This is a genomic window from Novosphingobium sp. (genome assembly GCF_036803765.1).
Classification (GTDB): Bacteria; Pseudomonadota; Alphaproteobacteria; order Sphingomonadales; family Sphingomonadaceae; genus Novosphingobium.
On sequence record NZ_DAIRTS010000023.1, the window covers coordinates 34,990 to 53,174 of the forward strand.

The following is an 18,185-nucleotide window of genomic DNA, read 5'->3' on the forward strand; positions in this document are numbered from 1 at the left end:
CGCACCGCAAAAACGGGGTCGGAAGGGTTCGCCTTTCCGGCCCCTTTTCTTTTGGCAGGGCGTTCCCTAGCACCATGCCGATGACGAAATCTGCGCCGGACACCTCGCCAGCCACGCTCGCCCCGCGCCTCGTCGACGAGGCCGAATGCGTCGCCTCGGTGCTGCTGGCGATCCTGGTGGCGCATGTCATCGGTGCAACCCATGTCTCGTGGGCCGCGTTTACCGGCTACATGGTCATGCGCGGCGATCCTCTCGAAACGCTGCGCCGCGCGATCCTGCGCATCATCGGCACTGCGGTCGGCGTCCTGCTCGGTCTTGCCGTGCTGGAGACCGCAGGTCACCAGCCGGCCGTACTGATGATCGCCATCGCACTGGCCGGCACGATCAGCCTTTATGGCGCGATCACCGCGCGCCATGCCTATGCCTGGCTGTTCATGGGCCTGACTTTCGCGATGATGCTGTTCGATCGCATCGCCATGCCCACCGCCGACCCGCGGGCCTTCGCGCATATGCGGATGATCGAGACGCTGGCGGGGACGGCGGCCTGCATGGCGGTCAGCCTTGCCTCGTCCTTCACGCTGCGCCGCCGCTGGCCCGCGATCCGCGCGCCCAAGCCCGTGGGCGTGGGCTGGCGGCCCGACGCGCTGTGGCATGGCGGGCGGGGTGGGGTGGCCCTGGCGCTGCTGCTGGCGCTGGCGACGATCACCGACCTTCCTGCGCTGGTCTCGGGCGCGATCACGATCATGGCGGTCATGCTGATTCCCGTGACGGCGGTCGATGGCGCGAACGGGTTGCGGCATGTCAGCCGCCGGCTGTGGCAACGCTTGCTCGGCTGCGCGGCGGGGGGGCTGCTGGCGGCGCTGGTGCTGGCGCTGGCCGGGCTGCTGCATGGCGAGGCGCGCGCAGTGGTCATGCTGGTCGGCACCGCTGCGGGGGTGGCGCTGGGCCGGCACCTCGAGAACGGCGATCATGGACGCGGCTATGTCGGCACGCAGTTCACGCTGGCCATGCTCGTCGTGCTGGTGCCCGACAGCTGGGACGCGGCGCACATCGCGCCCGGTTACGATCGCCTGCTTGGCGTGCTTGTCGGCATGGCGGTGCTGGAACCGGTGCTGCTTGCTTCCGCCGCGCTCTCACGGGCGCGCAGCGTGGTCATGCCCGATCAGCGCAGCGAGGCCGGCGGCGTCTGAAGCGCCGCGCGGGTATAGCATTCGACCACCACGCTGATCGCCGCGCCATCGGGCCGGCGGAGCACGGCGCGGTGCGACAGCACGGTCCCTGGCGGACACAACGCGAGGCGCCCACGTCGCTGCTCGAGCCGCTGGCGCGTGAACTGCAGCGGCGCGACGACCGTGCCGAAGGGGGTGTCGGTTTGATCGAGCGTGTCGGTCATCGCCCGCGTCAGCCGTTCGGGCACGAACCAGTTGTGCGCCACCGACAGCACCACGCCGCCGCACACCAGCCTCACCCGGCGATGGCCGAGTGGCGTGTCGGCGGCGATGCCCAGGGCCGTGCGCACCGCATGCGGGGCAGCAAGCGGCGTGCGGTCAGCTTCCGCCCGGATCACCGGCGGATCGGCCAGCCGGCGCTCCGCGCACCAGCCCTGTAGCGCCGCCGTCGCGCTGGGCTGTGCGGCCAGGGTCGCCTCCAGCCGGGGCAGGGCATGGCGGTCGGCCATCCCCGCACAGCCTTGCAGGCCCCATGCGGCGGCGAGGCCGATCCCCATGCGGAGGCGGTTGCGGGTCAGATCCCGCCCTCGGCAGGATCGAGACCGATGCCGCGAAGCCCCGCGATCAGGTCTGTCCGGCATGTCTCCAGCACGCCGGCATCGGTCGAGCGGATGACGAAGTTGGCCCCGACGCGGCCCTCGCGGAAGAAGGGGTAGGAGCCGATCTGGCACCCGGCATGGCTGCGTTCGGTCTCGCGCAGCAGGTCGGCCACCTCGCTCTCGGCAACCCAGCATCCCACGGTCGCCGACAGCATCGGCAGCCCGCCCTCGAGCGTCCCGGTCAGCGCGGCGAGCATTTCGCCCGCGATATGCGGCACGCCCGCCAGGATGAAGATGTTGGCGACCTTGATGCCCGGCGCGCCCGACAGAGCGTTCTCGATCAGGCTGGCCCCGGCGGGCACGCGCGCCATGCGCAGGCGCGCCTCGTTCACCCCGCCGCGCGGGGCATAATAGGCCTCGAGGATCGCGCGGGCCTGGGGGTGGACCTCGACCGGCACGCCGATTGCTGCGGCGACCGAATCCACGGTGATGTCGTCGTGCGTGGGGCCGATGCCGCCGGTGGTGAACAGGTAGTCGTTGCGCGCGCGCAGGGTGTTCACCGCCTCGACGATCGCGGCCTCGTCATCGGCGACGATGCGCACTTCGGCCAGGCGGATGCCCTGGACGTTAAGCCAGGTCGCCACTTGCGCGATGTTTTTGTCGTGCGTCCGGCCGGACAGGATCTCGTCCCCGATCACGAGGAGGGCGGCGGTGAAGATGCGATCGGTCATCGGCTGCGATGGTTAGCGCAAAGCGGGGCGGGCGCAAGCGCGCCTATCGTCATGTGAAGCGCAGGTGCCCGTCGTCGATCGGATCGCGGGCAAGAAAGGTACGGTCGGCCAGATAGTCGTGGTTGAGCCGCCAGCGCTGGTCGGTGGTGTTACGCGGCATGATCGCCCAGCCGCGCGCCAGATAACCCGACGAGAACGCCAGTTCCGGGTCCGGCTCCAGCCCGTGGTCTTGCGGCAGCACCGGCGTCGCCACCCGGGTGCCGGTCGCGGCCATGTGGTTGAGAACGCGCGTGGTGAAGACGGCGACGAGGTCGGCGCGCAGCGTCCACGAGGCGTTGAGATAGCCGAACACCAGCGTCAGATTCGGCAGGTTGGACAGCATCGCGCCCTTGTAGGGCACGTGGTCGGGAAAGTGCACCGGCCTGCCATCGACGCCAAGCGCGATCTTGCCGGCGATCGCGAGCTTGAGCCCGGTCGCCTTGACGATCACGTCGGCACCAAGCCGCTCCCCGCTGTCAAGGCGAATGCCGTCGGGCTCGATCCCGGCGATCGTGCCGGTGACGACGCGGGCCTTGCCGGCGCGGATCGCGGCAAACAGGTCGCCATCGGGCACCAGGCACAGGCGCTGCTGCCACGGGCCATAGGGCGGGCTGAAAGCGGCCTCGTCCCAGGCCGGGCCAAGCGCGCGCGCGGCCTGCCGCTTGAGCCAGGCCCCGACCTTGTCGGGCGCGCGGCGGGCGCGGTTGTAGAACCAGCCGTTGAGGCGGATGTTGCGCGTGCGGATCAGCGCTGAGGCCCAGCGCGCCGGGAGCAGGCGGTGGAGGGCAGCGCCGATGGAATCGCGCCGCGGGCTGGCGATGTACCAGGTGGGGGTCCGCTGCAGCATGACGACGCCTGCCGCCTCGTTGGCAAGAGCAGGCACCAGCGTCGCTGCGGTCGCGCCCGAGCCGATCACCACCACGCGCTTGCCCTGCCAGGCAAGATCGCGCGGCCAGAATTGCGGATGCACCATCTGCCCGGCAAAGGCCGCCTCGCCGGGAAGGGCCGGGTCATGCGCCTCGTCCTGGTCGTAGTACCCCGCGGCCAGCACCAGCCAGCGCGCGCGGATGCGATCTTCGCGCCCCGCCTCATCGATCGTGGTGCAGGTCCAGCAGGCGGCCTCCCTGTCCCAGTTGGGGCTGTCCCAGTCGGCATGGGTCACGCGCTGGCCAAAGCGGATGTGGCGCCGCAGGTCATGCTCGTCGACCACGCGGCCCAGATAGCGCAGGATCGCATCGCCATCGGCGATCGCTTCCGGGTCGGTCCAGGGCGCAAAGCCGAAGCCCAGTGTATGCATGTCGCTGTCCGAGCGCACGCCGGGATAGCGAAACAGGTCCCATGTCCCGCCCAGGTTGGCGCGCCGCTCGATCAGGGTGAAGCTGCGCCCGGGGCAATCGCGCGCGATGTGCGCGGCCATGCTGATGCCGCTGATCCCCGCGCCGATGATGGCGACATCGATGTCGGGTGCGCGCGAAACGGTGGTCATGCTCACCGCTATAGGCCACGCGCCCGTCTACGCCACAGCATTGGCGCAGGCCAGCTGCATTGCGCTTTTGCCCGCGCCGCCCCAAGTAGCGCGCCATGACGATCATTGCCGCGCGCCGCTACGTCCAGGATCCCAGCCATCAGTCGACCGTGCGGCAGCCCGGCCCGCTCAGCCTCGACGGCAGCCCCTGCAACGTGCCCGAGGGCGGCTTCGACTGGGTCGGGCTATGCGAGCCGACGCCCGAGGAAATCGATCTCGTCACCCGGCAATATGGCCTGCATCCGCTCGCGGTGGAGGATGCGATCAACCCGCAGCAGATGCCCAAGGTCGATGTCTACCAGCGCCACCTGTTCGTCGTGGCGCGCACCGTCACGCTCGGCAGCGGCGAAGTGCTGTCCTATGGCCAGACCGCGTTCTTCCTCGGCGCCGACTTCATCATCTCGGTCCGCTACGGCTCGAGCCGTGCGCATCACGACGTGCGCCGCACGCTCGAGGCGGACCCGGAGCGCCTGTCGGAGGGCGCCGACTACGTGCTCCATGCCGTGCTCGATTTCGTCGTCGATGGCTACATGCCGATCATGGATCGCCTCGAATCCGTGGCGCACGGCATGGAAGAATCGGCGATCGATACCTTCCCCGACCAGCAGACCATCCGCCGCATCTTCCGCCTGCGCCGCCAGTTGCGCGGGTTCGAGCGGATCATCGGGCCGATGGAGGAAGTGTGCCAGCGCCTGGCCGAGGCCGAACTGGCGATGATCGACCCGACCGCGCGGATCTGGTTCCGCGACGTGCTCGACCATGTCCGCCGCGCGATGGCGCGGATGCGCGCGGTCAAGGAAACGCTGGCGGCGATCGTCGAGACCGCCAGCCTGCTCGAACAGCACCGCCAGGGCGAAATGACGCGCCAGCTGGCGGCCTGGGCCGGGCTGCTCGCCGTACCGACCGCGATCGCCGGGGTCTATGGCATGAACTTCGAATTCATGCCCGAGCTGCACTGGCGCTACGGCTACTACTTCGCACTCGGCCTGATCGCGACGGTCTGCGGCTTCCTCTACCTGCGTTTCCGTCGGATCGGCTGGCTCTAGGCCGTGTAGTTCGGCGGGTTGGAAAGACGGGGGCTAGTGGATTCCCGCCTGCTCGGGAATGACAAGGAATAGGGCCGGAAGTGGTGCGCAGCGGCCTTTGTCGCATCCAACCTCGTCATTCCCGCGAAGGCGGGAATCCAGCGGCTCCAGAACAAGCTGGACTGTGTACCGGTTTCCGATCCTGGTCCGGGAAACGGATTGCCGCCTACGCGGGAATGATGAGTGAAATGACCCGAAGCGGCGGAACGTCCCCACGCCCCATCAGCGGGATGGGGGCTGCATCAGTTCAATCGTGATATGATCGGGGCCTGAAATATAGACCACCAGGGTTCCCTTGCGTGGCCCCCCCGCAATGGGCAGCGGGCCACCCTTCGCCTTCCATCCTGCTGCCTCGACGCGGGCAATCGCGGCGTGGATATCCTTCACGGTCAACGCGAGGTGGGCTGCACCGATCGCTCCCGCGCTATCGGGCACCGCCCCGTTCTGGTGCCCTTTTGAATATTGCAACAGCTCGACCACGTAACCGCTCGGCGCCCTGACGATCGCGGTTTTCACAGCCGGATCATCGACGCCTGTCACCTGATGCAGGAAGTCGCCCCCCATCTCGGATTGTCGCTCCAGTGTGAAGCCGAGCGCTTCCGTCCAAAATCGGATGGCTTCGTCCAAAGACGATACGGCGAAGCCCGTGTGGTCCACGGCAATCACGTTTGTCGCGTCGTTCATTGTTGCACTCTCACTGGGGCGTGCTTGCGCTGCCTGGACCTGCACTGCGGCTGTCGCTGATGCCAGCAGCATGACGAACATGATCTTCATCGCGATGCCCTAACGCGTCAGGCCCCTCCGGAGAAGGAGCCTCTTTCGAAAGGGAGTTGCCCTCGCGTTGCGTTTTGATGCCCGAGGTCTCCAGCCTTCGGTAACCCGCAAATGTCCCTATGCCGGCGCGGTCGCGGCCTTAATCGGTAAGCCGCCATCACCCCCGGGTACCGCGCGCAACGCAGCGCGCTCTGGCCTATGGGGATACGCGCATGGCGATGTTCGGCAATCTGAAGATCGGGGCAATCACCTACCTCGGCGTCGGCCTGCTGGCCGTTGCCGCGCTGTCCGGCGCGGGCACGGCCTATCTTGCTGCATCATCGCTCGGGCACGAGCTTGACCAGGTCGCCAACCAGTCGGTCCCCGCGCTCGATGCGCTGACCCAGCTGCGCGGGCTGAGCGGTGATACCCGTTCGCTGCTGGCCAGCGATATCGTCTCGACCAACGACGCCGAGACCCGGCGGCTGGATCAGGCCTTCCAGGACAAGCTCGATGCACTCAAGCAGCGGCTCGACGTCTATCGCGCCCACGTTCCGGCCTCGGATACGGTCAACGTCGCGGCGATCGAGGACCTGCGCGAGCGCGTGAAGGCGTGGGAGGACAAGGCGAGGCCGGTGCGCGACCTGTCGCTCGGCCAGCACAACACCGAGGCCTATGCCGCGTTCACGCGCACGCTCAACCCGATGGCCGAGGACATCGGCGATCGCATCGCGACGCTGGCCTCGCGCAACTCGAAGCAGGCGCAGGCCGACGTGGCCCGCGCCGTCGCCCATTCGCATATGCTCAATCGCATCGCGCTGGCCGTGGCGGCCGCCTCGCTCGCCCTGGCGATCGGTGTCGGCCTGGTGCTGCACCGGCGCGTGACCCGCGCGCTGGCGACGCTGGTCGCCGCGATGGAGGACATGGCCGGCGGCAACCTCGATCGCGACGTGCCCGGCCGCGATGCCCCCGACGAGATCGGCGCCGTCGCGCGCGCGCTCGATGCGATCAAGGACATGGTCGCTGTCCGCGCGGCCAAGGCGGTGGAACGCCGCGTGGCGGTGCAGCAGCAGGTGGTGGGGGCTCTCGGCAAGGGGCTTGCCGCCATGCGCGACGGCCGGCTCGACCATCGCATCGACGAGACTTTCCCCGAGGATTACGAGCAGTTGCGCGTCGACTACAATGCCTCGGCGCAGAGCCTGGCCTCGGCCCTCGCCGCGGTCAACCGGGCCGCGCAAGGCGTCCAGCTCGGCGCCGGAGAGATCGCATCGGCCAGCCACGACTTGTCGAGCCGCACGGAGAACCAGGCCGCCGCGCTCGAGGAATCCGCCGCCGCCGTGCGCCAGCTGTCGACGACCGTCGCCCAGACCGCGCAGACTGCCAAGGAAGCCAGTGACACCGCGCGCGAGACCAGCAACGAAGCGCGGTCGAGCGGCGACACCATGGCCCACGCCGTCGCCGCCATGGAGGAGATCAGCAAGTCGAGCCAGCGCATGCAGGAGATCGTCGCGCTGATCGAGGGTATCGCTTTCCAGACCAACCTGCTCGCACTCAACGCCGGGGTCGAGGCGGCGCGCGCAGGCGATGCCGGCCGCGGCTTTGCAGTCGTCGCCAGCGAAGTGCGCAGCCTGGCCCAGCGCTCGTCCGACGCCGCCAAGGAAATCACCGCGATCATCCAGACCAGTGGGCGCGACGTGGGCAACGGCGTGCGCATGATCGGCGACACGCAGGGCGCGCTCGGCCAGATCGTCGAGCGAACCTCGCGCCTGTCGGGCATGATCGAGACGATCGCGCGCTCGGCCGAGGAGCAGGCGGCGGCGATCCGCCAGGTCGATTCGGTGGTGTCCGACATGGATCGCATCACGCAGGCCAACGCCGCGCTGGTCGAGGAAGCGACCGCCGCCTCGCGCAGCTTGTCCAACGAGGCCAATGCGCTGGGCGGGCTGGTCGGCAAGTTCGCGGTGGGCAATGCCGCGGCGCTGGATGCCGCCGGGGGCCTCTCGCGCCTCGCGGCTTAGAGTGCTCTAAATTCTTTCGGGTGACATCCCCCGCCTTCGCGCGTTAGCCGGGTCAGGACCGCACTGACAGGGGATAGACACGGCGATGGCCGGGGGATCGACACGCACCATTCTCATCGCGCTCGGCGCCAATCTGGGCATCGCCGTCGCCAAGTTCGCCGCCGCGGCGGTGACCGGATCGTCGGCCATGCTCACCGAGGGCGTCCACAGCCTGGTCGATTCGAGCAACCAGCTGCTGCTGCTCCATGGTCGCCGCCGCGCGACCAAGCCGGCCGATGCGCTGCACCCCTTCGGCTATGGCCGCGAGCTCTACTTCTGGAGCTTCATCGTCGCGATCCTGGTCTTCGCGCTGGGCGCGGGCGTCTCGGTCTACGAGGGCGTGCTGCATATCCTGCATCCCGAACCGGCGACCAGCCCGCTGATCGCCTTCATCGTGCTGGGTGTCGCCTTCGCGCTCGAAGGCTGGTCGATCCTGGCGGCGCTGGGCGATTTCAACAAGGGCCGGCGCGGCACGGTGTGGGCCGCCATACGCGACACCAAGGACGCGCCGACGCTGGTTATCCTGCTCGAGGATTCAGGCGCGCTGACCGGCCTCGTCGTTGCCGCTGCGGGCCTGGCACTCAGTCTCCTGACCGGCAACCCGGTGTGGGACGGCCTCGCCTCGGTGCTCATCGGCGTCGTACTCGGTGGGCTGGCGCTGGTCCTGCTCTACGAGGCCAAGGGCCTGCTGATCGGCGAGAGCGCCGACCCCAAGCTGGTCGCGGCGATCCACCGCCTTGCCGCCGGGCGCCCCGGCGTGTGCAAGGTCCACGAGGTCCTGACCGTCCATAGCGCGCCGACGATGGTGACCGTCATCATCAGCGCCGACTTCGAGGACACGATCACCGCCCGCGACGTGGAGCGCATCGTCCTCGCGATCGAAACCGACGTCGCGGCGCAATTCCCGATCGTGGCGCGCGTGTTCGTCCGCCCGCGTGACAGCAAGGTCGAAGCGCTCGACGGCTGAGAAGGCCTCAGCCCCTCCGTCAGCCCGCTGCGCGGTCTGCCACGTCCCGATCGCTGATGGGGCGGACCTTATGATGCTCCCTGCCGGAGGCGGGGAGGGGGACCGCCCGCGCAGCGGGTGGTGGAGGGGCCCTCAGGCGCCCGCAATCACCCCGTACAAGTCGTGCGCATCCGCTTCCTCGACCAGCACGTCGACGAAGTCGCCGGCCTTGAGGCTTGCCGGCACTTCGCGCAGGTAGACCGCGCCGTCGATCTCGGGTGCATCGGCCTGGCTGCGGCCAGTGGCGCCGATGTCGCCGTCCTCGTCGGGTTCGCCCACCTCGTCGATGATGACGCGGATCGTCCGGCCGACCTTGGCGGCGAGCCGCGCGGCGCTGATCGCCTCGGTCTTGGCCATGATGCGCGCGAAGCGTTCTTCCTTGACCTCTTCGGGCACGGCATCGGGCAGCAGGTTGGCAGCGGCGCCCTCGACCGGCTCGAACCGGAAGGCACCGACGCGATCGAGCTGGGCTTCGTCGAGCCAGTCGAGCAGGTACTGGAAGTCCTCCTCGGTCTCGCCGGGGAAGCCGACCACGAAACTCGAGCGGATCGCGAGGTCGGGGCAGATCGCGCGCCAGCTCTTGATCCGGTCGAGCACCTTGGCCTCGTTTGCCGGGCGCCGCATCGCGCGCAGCACCTTGGGGCTGGCGTGCTGGAACGGAATGTCGAGGTAGGGCGTCAGCAACCCTTCCGCCATCAGCGGAATGACCTGGTCGACGTGCGGATAGGGATAGACGTAATGCAGGCGCACCCACGGCACCTGGCCGTCGGGTGTGCGCAACTGGCCCAGCTCGCGCGCAAGGTCGGTCATGTGCGTGCGCACCTCGTGGCCCTTCCACTGGCGCGTCTCGTGGCGCACGTCCACGCCATAGGCCGAAGTGTCCTGGCTGATCACCAGCAATTCGCGGGTGCCCGCAGCGACCAGCTTCTCGGCCTCGCGCAGCACGGCGTCGATCCGCCGGCTCGCCAGCTTGCCGCGCAGGTCTGGGATGATGCAGAACGAGCAGGCGTGGTTGCAGCCCTCTGAAATTTTCAGATAGCTGAAATGGCGCGGCGTCAGCTTGACTCCGCCCTCGTCGTCGAAGGCCTGGGGGATGAGGTCGAAGTACGGGCCCATCGACGGGGGCGCGGCCTCGTGCACGGCCTCGACCACCGCCTCGTACTGGTGCGCGCCGGTAACCGCGAGCACATCGGGGAAGCGGGCGCGGATTGCGTCCGCCTCGTTGCCCATGCAGCCGGTCACGATCACGCGGCCGTTCTCGGCGATCGCCTCGCCGATCGCGGCCAGGCTCTCTTCCTTGGCGCTGTCGAGGAAGCCGCAGGTGTTGACGAGGACGACGTCGGCGCCGGCATAATCGGCGCTCATGGCATAACCGTCGGCGCGCAGGCGCGTCAGGATGCGCTCGGAATCGACCAGCGCCTTGGGGCAGCCGAGGCTGACCATGCCGACGCGGCGCGGCTCGGGGGCGGGAAGGGCGGTGTCGATGGACTCGGGGGGAAGACTGGCCATTATGCGCGCGCCCATACGCGCAAATGGCGCCGGCGTCACCCTCTGGTGCATGGGGCCGGTGCGTCGGGGCCGGTTTGCCCGGCCTTGCGGCAGGGCGTGGCGGAAATTGCGTCGAAATCCAGTCACAGGTTTGCACCGGGCGGCCATGGGGTCTAGGCACGGCGGACACGGGGGCGTGGCACAGGAAAGAGGTGCAATGGGTCCGGTTAACTGGTTCGCGGTGGTCTTGGCGGTGCTTGGTGCGCTGGCGGTGCAGGGCCTGTGGTATGGCCCGCTGTTCGGCCGCGCCCGGCTCGCCGAAGTCGGCCCCGGCGGCCTCGGCCTGCGCATCGCGCCTGCACGCACGGTGCTGATCACCGCCGCGCTGCTGTTCGTCAGCGCCAGCATGATGGGCCACATGTTCGCCCGCGTCGGCCCGGCCACACTGGCGGTGAAGCCTTGGCTCTACTTCATGATGTCGGGGGGGCTGGCGGGGGCCTTCGTCATCCCGGGCCTGTGGATCAGCTATACTCAGCAACGCATCTCAACGCGCCTCGCGCTGATCGACGCGGGCTGCGTGCTGCTGAGTTATCTGGCAATGGGGCTGGTGTTCTTTCTGCTGCACTGAGGGCGCTTGCCCCCTCCACCACCGGCTGCGCCGGCGGTCCCCCTCCCCATTGCATGGGGAGGATCTGTTCCTCCCTGCCGCGCAGCGGCGGGGAGGTGGCAGCCCGCAGGGCTGACGGAGGGGTCGTGTTTAGCGTCGACCCAAGCGATCATGGCAGAACGCCGCGATGCCCTCGGCCACGCGGACAGGATCACGCAGAACGTCCTTCGCCGCAATGCGCAGCACCGTCATCCCGCGCTCCTTCATCCACTGGTTTCGCACACCATCGCGTTCCGGACGATCGCCCGTATCGTGGGCAAAACCGTCTATTTCGACCACCACCCTGGCTGCGGCGCACCAGAAATCGAGGACGTAAGGCCCGCAAGGATGCTGGCGCCGGAATTTGATGCCGGCGACCTGGCGTCGAAGGTGCTGCCAGAGCAGCACTTCGGGCAGTGACATCTCGCGGCGTAGGCGGCGGGCGAGGGCGATGGACATGCAGCATTGATGCGTCCGTCGTAGCCAATCCTGAACTTGAGTTCCTGCGGAAATGGCGGGATCACCCCTCCACCACCGCTTCGCGGCGGTCCCCCTCCCCACCTTCGGCAGGGAGGATTGGATCCTCCCCATGTGATGGGGAGGTGGCAGCCCGCAGGGCTGACGGAGGGGAAGGCGGCCTAGAACCGCACCGGCAGATAAGGCGCGGGGTCCCTCGGCACGTTGTTGCGCCGCAGTTCGAAGTGCAGCGTGGGCTTTCTGGCTTCGCCGCTGCGGCCGATGCGTGCGATCGACTGGCGGGCGGCGACCTGCTGGCCCTCGCGGACCTCGACCTTGCCGAGATAGGCATAGGCGGTGACCCAGCCGCCGCCGTGGTCGATCACGATCAGCTGGCCGAAGCGTTCGGGCTCGGTCCCGGCAAAGGCCACGCGGCCCGCCGCTGCGGCGTGGACCATCGTGCCGGGCAGCGCGGCGAGGTCGACGCCGTTGTTGGGGCGGCGGTTCACCAGTTCGCCAAAGCGCACCGCGATGGCGCCCGAGGTCGGCCATGACAGACGCGGGGCGCCAGCTTCTGGGCGATTGGCGGGCAGGGGGCGCGGCGCGGGTCTGGGGGCCGGCATCGGGCGGGATGGCGGTGCGCTGCGAGGAGGAACCGGGCGCGGCACGGGCGACGACGCGGGGATCGGCATCGGCGTCGTCGAGGGCCGGCGCAGCACCTGGCCCTCGGTAATCAGGTAGGGCAGCGGGATGTGGTTTTCCGCCGCCAGCGCCGCCATCGGCACGCCCATGCGCTGCGCGATGGTGGCGAAGGTATCGCCTGCGCGGACGACATAGGTCCACGCGACGATCGGAGGCTGGGTTTGCTGGGCCGGCTGGGCGGCGCGAACCGGCGTGGCGAGCGACAGCAGGGCGAATGCGCTGGCGCTGGTCCACCGCATCCTCATCGCCGCCGCCCCGCTCAGCCTTGCGGCACGAGGCGGGTGAGCCCGCCCATGTAGGGGTGCAGCACGGAGGGCAGGTCGACCGAGCCGTCTTCCTGCTGTCCGTTTTCCAGCACCGCCACCAGCGTCCGGCCGACCGCGAGGCCCGAGCCGTTGAGCGTGTGGACGAATTCGGTGCCCTTGCCCCCCTTGGGCCGGTAGCGCGCGTTCATGCGGCGCGCCTGGTAATCGCCGCAGTTCGAGCACGAGGAAATCTCGCGATAGGCACCCTGGCCGGGCAGCCAGACCTCGAGGTCGTAAGTGATGCGCGCGGTCGCGCCCATGTCGCCGGCGCAAAGGAGGACCTTGCGATAGGGCAGCTCGAGCGCCTGCAGCACCGATTCCGCCGCCAGCGTCATCCGCTCGTGCTCGGCCTCGGACTGCTCGGGCGCGCAGATCGTGACCAGCTCGACCTTCTCGAACTGGTGCTGGCGGATATAGCCGCGCGTATCGCGCCCGGCCGCACCCGCCTCGGAGCGGAAGCACGGCGTCAGCGCGGTGAGGCGCAGCGGCAGCGTCGCCTCGGGCAGGATCTGCTCGCGCACCGAATTGGTCAGCGACACTTCGGCGGTGGGGATCAGCCAGCGCCCGTCGGTGGTGCGGAACAGGTCCTCGGAAAACTTGGGCAGCTGGCCGGTGCCGAACACGGCCTCGTCCTTGACCAAGAGCGGCGGGGCGCATTCGACGTGGCCGTTCACGCCGGTCTGGTGATCGAGCATGAACTGCGCCAGCGCGCGCTGCAGCCGCGCCATCTGGCCGCGCAGGAAGGTGAACCGCGCGCCCGAGATCAGCGCCCCGGTCTCGAAGTCGAGCCCGAGCGCGGGGCCAAGGTCGGCGTGCTCCCGGGGGGTGAAGGCGAAGCTGCGCGGCGTGCCCCAGCGCAGCACTTCGACGTTGTCGGCCTCGTCGGCGCCATCGGGCACGCTGTCGAGCGGCAGGTTGGGCAGCGCGGCAAGGGCGGCCTGCGCCTCGGCGCTCAGCTGGCGCTCTTCTTCCTCGAGCGCGGGCAGCGTGGTCTTGAGCGTGGCGACTTCGGCCTTGAGCGCCTCGGCCGCGTCCTTGTCGCCCTTGGCCATGGCCGCGCCGATCAGCTTCGAGGCCTCGTTGCGGCGTGCCTGCGCCTCCTGCATCCGTGTCGCCACCTCGCGGCGGCGGCTGTCGAGCGACAGCAGGGTGTCCGAGGCGGGCGCGGCCCCACGGCGGGCAAGGGCGGCGTCGAAGCTTTGCGGGTTTTCGCGGATCAGGCGGATATCGTGCATGGTGCCGCGGGCTATGCCCGCAAGCCCGGCGCGATGCAACGCACGATGCACGGGGTGCGGGCTGCACAAGAGCCGGGCAGGAGAGAGCGGGACTTGTCTTCGCGCGTCATGCGGTGCCATGTCGGACCGCCCCAGAACCGCTACACACAGGAGACCCGAGGCGATGGCCAGTACGCAGACGCTCGACGCCGACCAGGCCGCACCCGCCGGACTCGACCTGTCGCATTTCTGGATGCCGTTCACCAACAACCGGCACTTCAAGGCGAACCCGCGGCTTTTCGCTTCGGCCAGTGGGATGCATTACACAACCACCGACGGGCGCCGGGTGCTCGATGCGACCTCGGGCCTGTGGTGCGTCAACGCCGGGCACGCGCGGGCGCCGATCACCGAGGCGATCCGTGCCGCCGCCGGCGAGCTGGACTTCGCGCCGACGTTCCAGCTGGGACACCCGCTGCCGTTCCAGCTGGCGAGCAAGCTGGCGGGGATGATGCCCGAGGGCCTCGATCGCGTGTTCTTCACCAATTCCGGCTCGGAAAGCGTCGAGACCGCGCTCAAGATGGCGCTCGCCTATCACCAGGCGCGCGGCGACCATGGCCGGTTCCGCCTGATCGGCCGGCAGCGCGGCTATCACGGCACCAACTTCGGCGGCATCTCGGTGGGCGGGATCGGTGGCAATCGCCGGCGCTATGTCTCGCAGCTGTGGGGTGTCGACCATCTCGGCCACACCCATGGCCAGGCGTTACGCTTCCAGCGCGGCTTGCAGCCCGGCAATGGCGGTCTGGCGGAAGAGCTGGAAGACCTCGTCGCGCTGCACGGAGCCGAAACGATCGCTGCGGTGATCGTCGAGCCGGTGGCCGGATCGACCGGCGTCCTCGTCCCGCCGCAAGGCTACCTCGAGGCTTTGCGCGCGATCACCCGCAAGCACGGCATCCTGCTGATCTTCGACGAGGTCATCACCGGGTTCGGCCGCGTCGGCGACGCGGCGACCGCGGCGGGCGTCTTCGGCGTCACGCCGGATATCCTGACGCTGGCCAAGGGCCTGACCAACGCGACGGTGCCGATGGGCGCGGTGGTCGCCAGCCGCGCGGTGCACGATGCGATCGTCGACCATGCGCTGCCGGGGATCGAGTTCTACCACGGCTATACCTATTCGGGTCATCCGCTTGCCGCCGCGGCAGGCCTTGCCACGCTGGCGCTCTACGAGGACGAGGCGCTGTTCGCGCGCACCGCCGCACTGGCGGGGCTGTGGGAGGAGGCGATCCATGGCCTTCGCGATTGCCCGCATGTGGTGGACATCCGCAACATCGGCCTCGTCGCCGCGATCGAGCTGGCCCCGCGCGACGGGGCGGTGGGGGAGCGCGCGATGGAGGTGTTCCACCGCGCCTTCGACAGCGGATTGTTGATCCGCGTGACCGGCGACACGATAGCGCTGTCGCCGCCGCTGATCATCGAGGAAGCGCAGATCGGCCAGATCGCCGAGACCCTGCGCGATTTGCTGCAGACCACCGCCTGAGCGGCGTCAGCATTCCTCGCCAACGATGCGCCGGCCCTTGATCCGGGTCGGCGGCGTCGGAGCGACGTGGAGGATCTTCACGAGCGCGAGGGCGATCTCCATCTCGCGCAGGTCGTCCGCCTCGCCGGCCTCGACCATCTGGGCATCGGCCGTGTATCCGCGCCCGCGCAAGTATTGCGCAGCGGCCTGGCGCGCGGCGACGAGCGGATCGACTGGCGGCATCACGGTGTCCTTTTCGCTGGCCACGCGGGCCGATGACCGCGCAGGCGGATGACTGCGCAGGAACGACCGGCCGGGCAGGTCCCAGTTAGGAAGCCTGCCCGGCCATCGCAACGCCTGCCACTATCGCGTCAGAACGTCACCCCTACACGGGTATAATAGAACCCGCCCGACAGGCCGAACGGCGCAAAGCTGCCATAGGCGCCCGATCCGTCGATCGCGACGAGGCCGTTGCGATCGGGATAGACATCGAACAGGTTGTTGGCGCCCACCGACCAGGTCACCTTGTCCGACAGGCGATAGCCCAGTTCGAGGTCGGTCACGACCTTCGCGCCGAACGTGCGGTCCGACGCGGCGACCGTGCTGCTCTCGGTGTATCGGCCGAAGCGCGTGGCGCGCAGCAGCGCATTGAAGCGCCCCAGGTCCCAGTTCGCCGAGGCGACGATCTTGCTCTTGGGCACGGCGACGAGCAGATCCTGCTGCACCTGCCGGCCGAACAGCACGACGTTGAGCGACGACAACTGGCGCGGGTTGGCGATGACGTGGAGGATCTTGGTGTCGAAGTAGGCCCACGCCGCGTTGAGCCGCAGCGTGCCCAGGCCTGCCGGGCGCCAGGTGTATTCGCCCACCACGTCGATGCCGCGGGTGCGCGTGTCGATCGCGTTGGTGAAGAACTGCGCGCTGTCCACTCCGGTCACGCCATTGGCGTTGAGGATCGCCGCGATCGCGCGGCCGCCGTTCGCCGCCGTGCCGAGGAAGTCGGTCTTCACGATCCGGTCGTCGATGCGGATCTGGTAGCCGTCGATGGTCAGGCGCGCACCGCCGCGCTCGAACGTGGCGCCGGCGGTAAAGCTCAGTGACTTTTCGGGCTTGAGCGGCTGGGCGCCGAGGGCGATGGCTGCCGCCGAGTTCACCGGCAGGAACTTCGAGGTGGTGAGGATGCGTTCGTTGCCGATCACCGTTACGGTGTTCTGCGTGGTCGAGAACGCGGTCTGCGCCAGCGACGGCGCGCGGAAGCCCGTGTTCACGCCGCCCCGCAAGGCGATGCCCGGCGCCAGCTCGTAGCGGGTCGAGAACTTGCCGCTGACCGTATTGCCCGCACTGTCGGTGTAATGCTCGAAGCGCCCGGCCAGCCCGACGTACCAAGCCGGCGTGACCTTGGTCGACACATCGACGTAGGCCGCGATGTTGTTGCGCGAGACTTGCGCGGCATCGGCCGGAGAGGTGCCGGTGAACGAGACGAGGCCCGGCGAGGGCGACTGCCCGCCATAGGCGGTGCCGAACGGCGTTGCATCGCGCGGGATGACATAGCCGCCGTCGCGATAGCTGTCGGGCTCGCCGGCGCGGCTGATGAACTGCTCGTAGCGATGCTCGACACCCAGCGCGACCTCGAGCTTGTCGGCAAGGCCGATGTCATAGCCGTGTGAGAGGTCGAGGTTGTTGACCCACAGCGTCTGGATCTGGCGCCCCATGCGGAAGCTGGTCTTGCTGCTCGGCCCGAGTGAGGGATTGAGCGCGTTTTCGGCCCCCAGCCGCACCGCATCACGGCCATAGCTGGTCGACAGGTCGGCCGCCCAGCCGCCCACGTCGGTCTTGACGCCCCAGGTGGTCTGGTAGTCCCATTCCCAGATCCGGCGATAGGCCTGGAAGCCGGCGGGGTAGATCTGCGGCAGCACCGCGTTGGAGGTGGCGGGCACGTAGGCGCCGCGTGCGTCCTTGATGTCGCGATAGCTCAACGTGGAAAAGCCGTAGAGCCGCGCGGCATCGGACAGCGGCACCTCGGCATTGATCGTGCCGTTGATGATCTTGTCACGGTTGGAACGGCCATAGCCGCCGGCGATGACGTGATTGACGCTGCCCTCGCGCGGGTCGGCCTGTCCGTTGACCAGCGGGAAGACCCGCGCGATCGGATCGGCGGAACTGTCGGCGCGGTCGTGGTACTTGGCTTCGACAGCCACGCGCACGAAGCCGTCGCCCGCCAGCCGCGTGCCGTAGCCCAGGGTCTGCTGCAGCAGCGCGCCGCCCTTTTCGTAGAGCTGGCCGGCGGTGGTGGTGAATTCGCCGCCTTCGGGCGCGTCGTCGAGGATCAGGTTGATGACGCCCGAGATCGCGTCGGAGCCGTATTGCGCGGCTGCGCCGTCGCGCAGCACCTCGATGCGCCCGACCGCATTGGTGGCAATGAGGTCGACGTCGACCGGGGTCGAGCCGCCCGACACTCGGCTGAGGTTGTTGATGAGCGAGGTGGTGTGGCGGCGCTTGCCGTTGACCAGCACCAGCAGATAGTCGCCCGACAGCCCGCGGATCGAGATCGGCCGCACGCTCGCTGAGGTGCCGCCGCCGCCCAACGCGGGCATCGACAGCGAGGGGATGATGTTGCCGAGGATTTCCTTGAGACCAGTGCGACCGGTCTGCTTCAGCTCGGCCGGGGTGATGACGTCGATCGGCACCGGGCTGTCGGCGACGGTCCGCGGCTGGCCGCCACGCACGCCGGTGACGATGATGCCGGTGGGGGCATCCTCAGGCGTTGCGGACTCGGTCGCGGGCGCAGGCGCGGGTGTCTCGGCGGCGCGCGCAGCAGGCACGGCCGCCACCAACGCCGTGGTGGCGAGCAGGAATTTCATGATTGTCCCCCTGGGAATGTTCGAAGTTTGGGTCTC

16 protein-coding genes are annotated in these 18,185 nt (G+C 68.9%); 6 read left to right on the forward strand and 10 right to left on the reverse strand.

Going from position 1 to position 18,185, the window contains the following annotated elements:
• Positions 1 to 80 precede the first annotated feature (80 nt).
• Complete coding sequence (locus V7Q48_RS14465; RefSeq protein WP_333838973.1) at positions 81 to 1,190, forward strand: FUSC family protein; 1,110 nt, start codon at positions 81 to 83, stop codon at positions 1,188 to 1,190.
• On the opposite strand, the gene V7Q48_RS14470 is transcribed toward V7Q48_RS14465, so the two are convergent.
• From V7Q48_RS14470 to V7Q48_RS14480, 3 genes are read right to left on the reverse strand one after another with little or no spacing between them, the layout of a single operon-like run.
• The gene (locus tag V7Q48_RS14470) at positions 1,163 to 1,726 is read right to left on the reverse strand and encodes a hypothetical protein (RefSeq protein ID WP_333838974.1); all 564 of its coding nucleotides are present in this window, start codon (positions 1,724 to 1,726) and stop codon (positions 1,163 to 1,165) included. The two genes, V7Q48_RS14465 and V7Q48_RS14470, sit on opposite strands and share 28 nt — an antisense overlap.
• A 17-nt stretch (positions 1,727 to 1,743) precedes the next feature.
• Positions 1,744 to 2,499 carry a competence/damage-inducible protein A gene (locus V7Q48_RS14475; protein ID WP_333838975.1) on the reverse strand — a complete coding sequence of 252 codons (756 nt, stop codon included), beginning with the start codon at positions 2,497 to 2,499 and terminating at the stop codon, positions 1,744 to 1,746.
• Between the two features lie 49 nt (positions 2,500 to 2,548).
• A complete protein-coding gene (locus tag V7Q48_RS14480; RefSeq protein ID WP_333838976.1) occupies positions 2,549 to 4,024 on the reverse strand; it encodes a flavin-containing monooxygenase in 1,476 nt (491 codons plus the stop codon).
• 95 nt (positions 4,025 to 4,119) lie between these two features.
• Between V7Q48_RS14480 and V7Q48_RS14485 the strand changes: the two genes are divergently transcribed.
• A complete protein-coding gene (locus V7Q48_RS14485; RefSeq protein ID WP_333838977.1) occupies positions 4,120 to 5,109 on the forward strand; it encodes a magnesium and cobalt transport protein CorA in 990 nt (329 codons plus the stop codon).
• A gap of 261 nt (positions 5,110 to 5,370) precedes the next feature.
• Here V7Q48_RS14485 and V7Q48_RS14490 read toward each other — a convergent pair whose 3' ends face one another.
• Complete coding sequence (locus V7Q48_RS14490; protein ID WP_333838978.1) at positions 5,371 to 5,922, reverse strand: VOC family protein; 552 nt, start codon at positions 5,920 to 5,922, stop codon at positions 5,371 to 5,373.
• A 212-nt stretch (positions 5,923 to 6,134) separates the two neighbouring features.
• Here V7Q48_RS14490 and V7Q48_RS14495 point away from each other — a divergent pair, with 212 nt between their 5' ends.
• On the forward strand, positions 6,135 to 7,919 hold the full coding sequence (locus tag V7Q48_RS14495) for a methyl-accepting chemotaxis protein (protein WP_333838980.1): 1,785 nt from the start codon (positions 6,135 to 6,137) through the stop codon (positions 7,917 to 7,919).
• 85 nt (positions 7,920 to 8,004) lie between these two features.
• A complete protein-coding gene (locus V7Q48_RS14500) occupies positions 8,005 to 8,925 on the forward strand; it encodes a cation diffusion facilitator family transporter (protein WP_333838982.1) in 921 nt (306 codons plus the stop codon).
• A 132-nt stretch (positions 8,926 to 9,057) separates the two neighbouring features.
• Here V7Q48_RS14500 and rimO read toward each other — a convergent pair whose 3' ends face one another.
• Complete coding sequence (gene rimO, locus V7Q48_RS14505) at positions 9,058 to 10,473, reverse strand: 30S ribosomal protein S12 methylthiotransferase RimO (protein WP_333838983.1); 1,416 nt, start codon at positions 10,471 to 10,473, stop codon at positions 9,058 to 9,060.
• A 196-nt stretch (positions 10,474 to 10,669) separates the two neighbouring features.
• Here rimO and V7Q48_RS14510 point away from each other — a divergent pair, with 196 nt between their 5' ends.
• Positions 10,670 to 11,080 carry a DUF1761 domain-containing protein gene (locus tag V7Q48_RS14510; RefSeq protein ID WP_333838984.1) on the forward strand — a complete coding sequence of 137 codons (411 nt, stop codon included), beginning with the start codon at positions 10,670 to 10,672 and terminating at the stop codon, positions 11,078 to 11,080.
• A 129-nt stretch (positions 11,081 to 11,209) separates the two neighbouring features.
• Here V7Q48_RS14510 and V7Q48_RS14515 read toward each other — a convergent pair whose 3' ends face one another.
• The 3 genes from V7Q48_RS14515 to serS form a co-directional block, all read right to left on the reverse strand.
• Positions 11,210 to 11,557, reverse strand: a complete 348-nt coding sequence (locus tag V7Q48_RS14515) for an endonuclease domain-containing protein (RefSeq protein ID WP_333838985.1) — start codon at positions 11,555 to 11,557, stop codon at positions 11,210 to 11,212.
• Between the two features lie 179 nt (positions 11,558 to 11,736).
• On the reverse strand, positions 11,737 to 12,501 hold the full coding sequence (locus tag V7Q48_RS14520; RefSeq protein WP_333838987.1) for a M23 family metallopeptidase: 765 nt from the start codon (positions 12,499 to 12,501) through the stop codon (positions 11,737 to 11,739).
• Positions 12,502 to 12,515: 14 nt separating this feature from the next.
• Positions 12,516 to 13,796, reverse strand: coding sequence for a serine--tRNA ligase (serS, locus tag V7Q48_RS14525; RefSeq protein WP_333838990.1), 1,281 nt, complete (start codon positions 13,794 to 13,796; stop codon positions 12,516 to 12,518).
• A gap of 163 nt (positions 13,797 to 13,959) precedes the next feature.
• On the opposite strand from serS, the gene V7Q48_RS14530 reads away from it, so the two are divergent.
• On the forward strand, positions 13,960 to 15,309 hold the full coding sequence (locus V7Q48_RS14530) for an aminotransferase class III-fold pyridoxal phosphate-dependent enzyme (RefSeq protein ID WP_333838991.1): 1,350 nt from the start codon (positions 13,960 to 13,962) through the stop codon (positions 15,307 to 15,309).
• Between the two features lie 6 nt (positions 15,310 to 15,315).
• Here the strand turns inward: V7Q48_RS14530 and V7Q48_RS14535 are convergent, their stop codons facing one another.
• Positions 15,316 to 15,555 (reverse strand): hypothetical protein, encoded by a 240-nt coding sequence (locus V7Q48_RS14535; protein WP_333838992.1) that lies wholly within the window; start codon positions 15,553 to 15,555, stop codon positions 15,316 to 15,318.
• A 104-nt stretch (positions 15,556 to 15,659) separates the two neighbouring features.
• On the reverse strand, positions 15,660 to 18,149 hold the full coding sequence (locus V7Q48_RS14540; protein WP_333838993.1) for a TonB-dependent receptor plug domain-containing protein: 2,490 nt from the start codon (positions 18,147 to 18,149) through the stop codon (positions 15,660 to 15,662).
• Between the last annotated feature and the right edge of the window lie 36 nt (positions 18,150 to 18,185).

Excerpts from the sequence above, each read along its gene's own strand:
- V7Q48_RS14465 (WP_333838973.1), top strand. The coding sequence starts at position 81 with ATGACGAAATCTGCGCCGGACACCTCGCCAGCCACGCTCGCCCCGCGC.
- V7Q48_RS14470 (WP_333838974.1), bottom strand. The coding sequence starts at position 1,726 with ATGGGGATCGGCCTCGCCGCCGCATGGGGCCTGCAAGGCTGTGCGGGG.
- V7Q48_RS14475 (WP_333838975.1), bottom strand. The coding sequence starts at position 2,499 with ATGACCGATCGCATCTTCACCGCCGCCCTCCTCGTGATCGGGGACGAG.
- V7Q48_RS14480 (WP_333838976.1), bottom strand. The coding sequence starts at position 4,024 with ATGACCACCGTTTCGCGCGCACCCGACATCGATGTCGCCATCATCGGC.
- V7Q48_RS14485 (WP_333838977.1), top strand. The coding sequence starts at position 4,120 with ATGACGATCATTGCCGCGCGCCGCTACGTCCAGGATCCCAGCCATCAG.
- V7Q48_RS14490 (WP_333838978.1), bottom strand. The coding sequence starts at position 5,922 with ATGAAGATCATGTTCGTCATGCTGCTGGCATCAGCGACAGCCGCAGTG.
- V7Q48_RS14495 (WP_333838980.1), top strand. The coding sequence starts at position 6,135 with ATGGCGATGTTCGGCAATCTGAAGATCGGGGCAATCACCTACCTCGGC.
- V7Q48_RS14500 (WP_333838982.1), top strand. The coding sequence starts at position 8,005 with ATGGCCGGGGGATCGACACGCACCATTCTCATCGCGCTCGGCGCCAAT.
- rimO (WP_333838983.1), bottom strand. The coding sequence starts at position 10,473 with ATGGCCAGTCTTCCCCCCGAGTCCATCGACACCGCCCTTCCCGCCCCC.
- V7Q48_RS14510 (WP_333838984.1), top strand. The coding sequence starts at position 10,670 with ATGGGTCCGGTTAACTGGTTCGCGGTGGTCTTGGCGGTGCTTGGTGCG.
- V7Q48_RS14515 (WP_333838985.1), bottom strand. The coding sequence starts at position 11,557 with ATGTCCATCGCCCTCGCCCGCCGCCTACGCCGCGAGATGTCACTGCCC.
- V7Q48_RS14520 (WP_333838987.1), bottom strand. The coding sequence starts at position 12,501 with ATGAGGATGCGGTGGACCAGCGCCAGCGCATTCGCCCTGCTGTCGCTC.
- serS (WP_333838990.1), bottom strand. The coding sequence starts at position 13,796 with ATGCACGATATCCGCCTGATCCGCGAAAACCCGCAAAGCTTCGACGCC.
- V7Q48_RS14530 (WP_333838991.1), top strand. The coding sequence starts at position 13,960 with ATGGCCAGTACGCAGACGCTCGACGCCGACCAGGCCGCACCCGCCGGA.
- V7Q48_RS14540 (WP_333838993.1), bottom strand. The coding sequence starts at position 18,149 with ATGAAATTCCTGCTCGCCACCACGGCGTTGGTGGCGGCCGTGCCTGCT.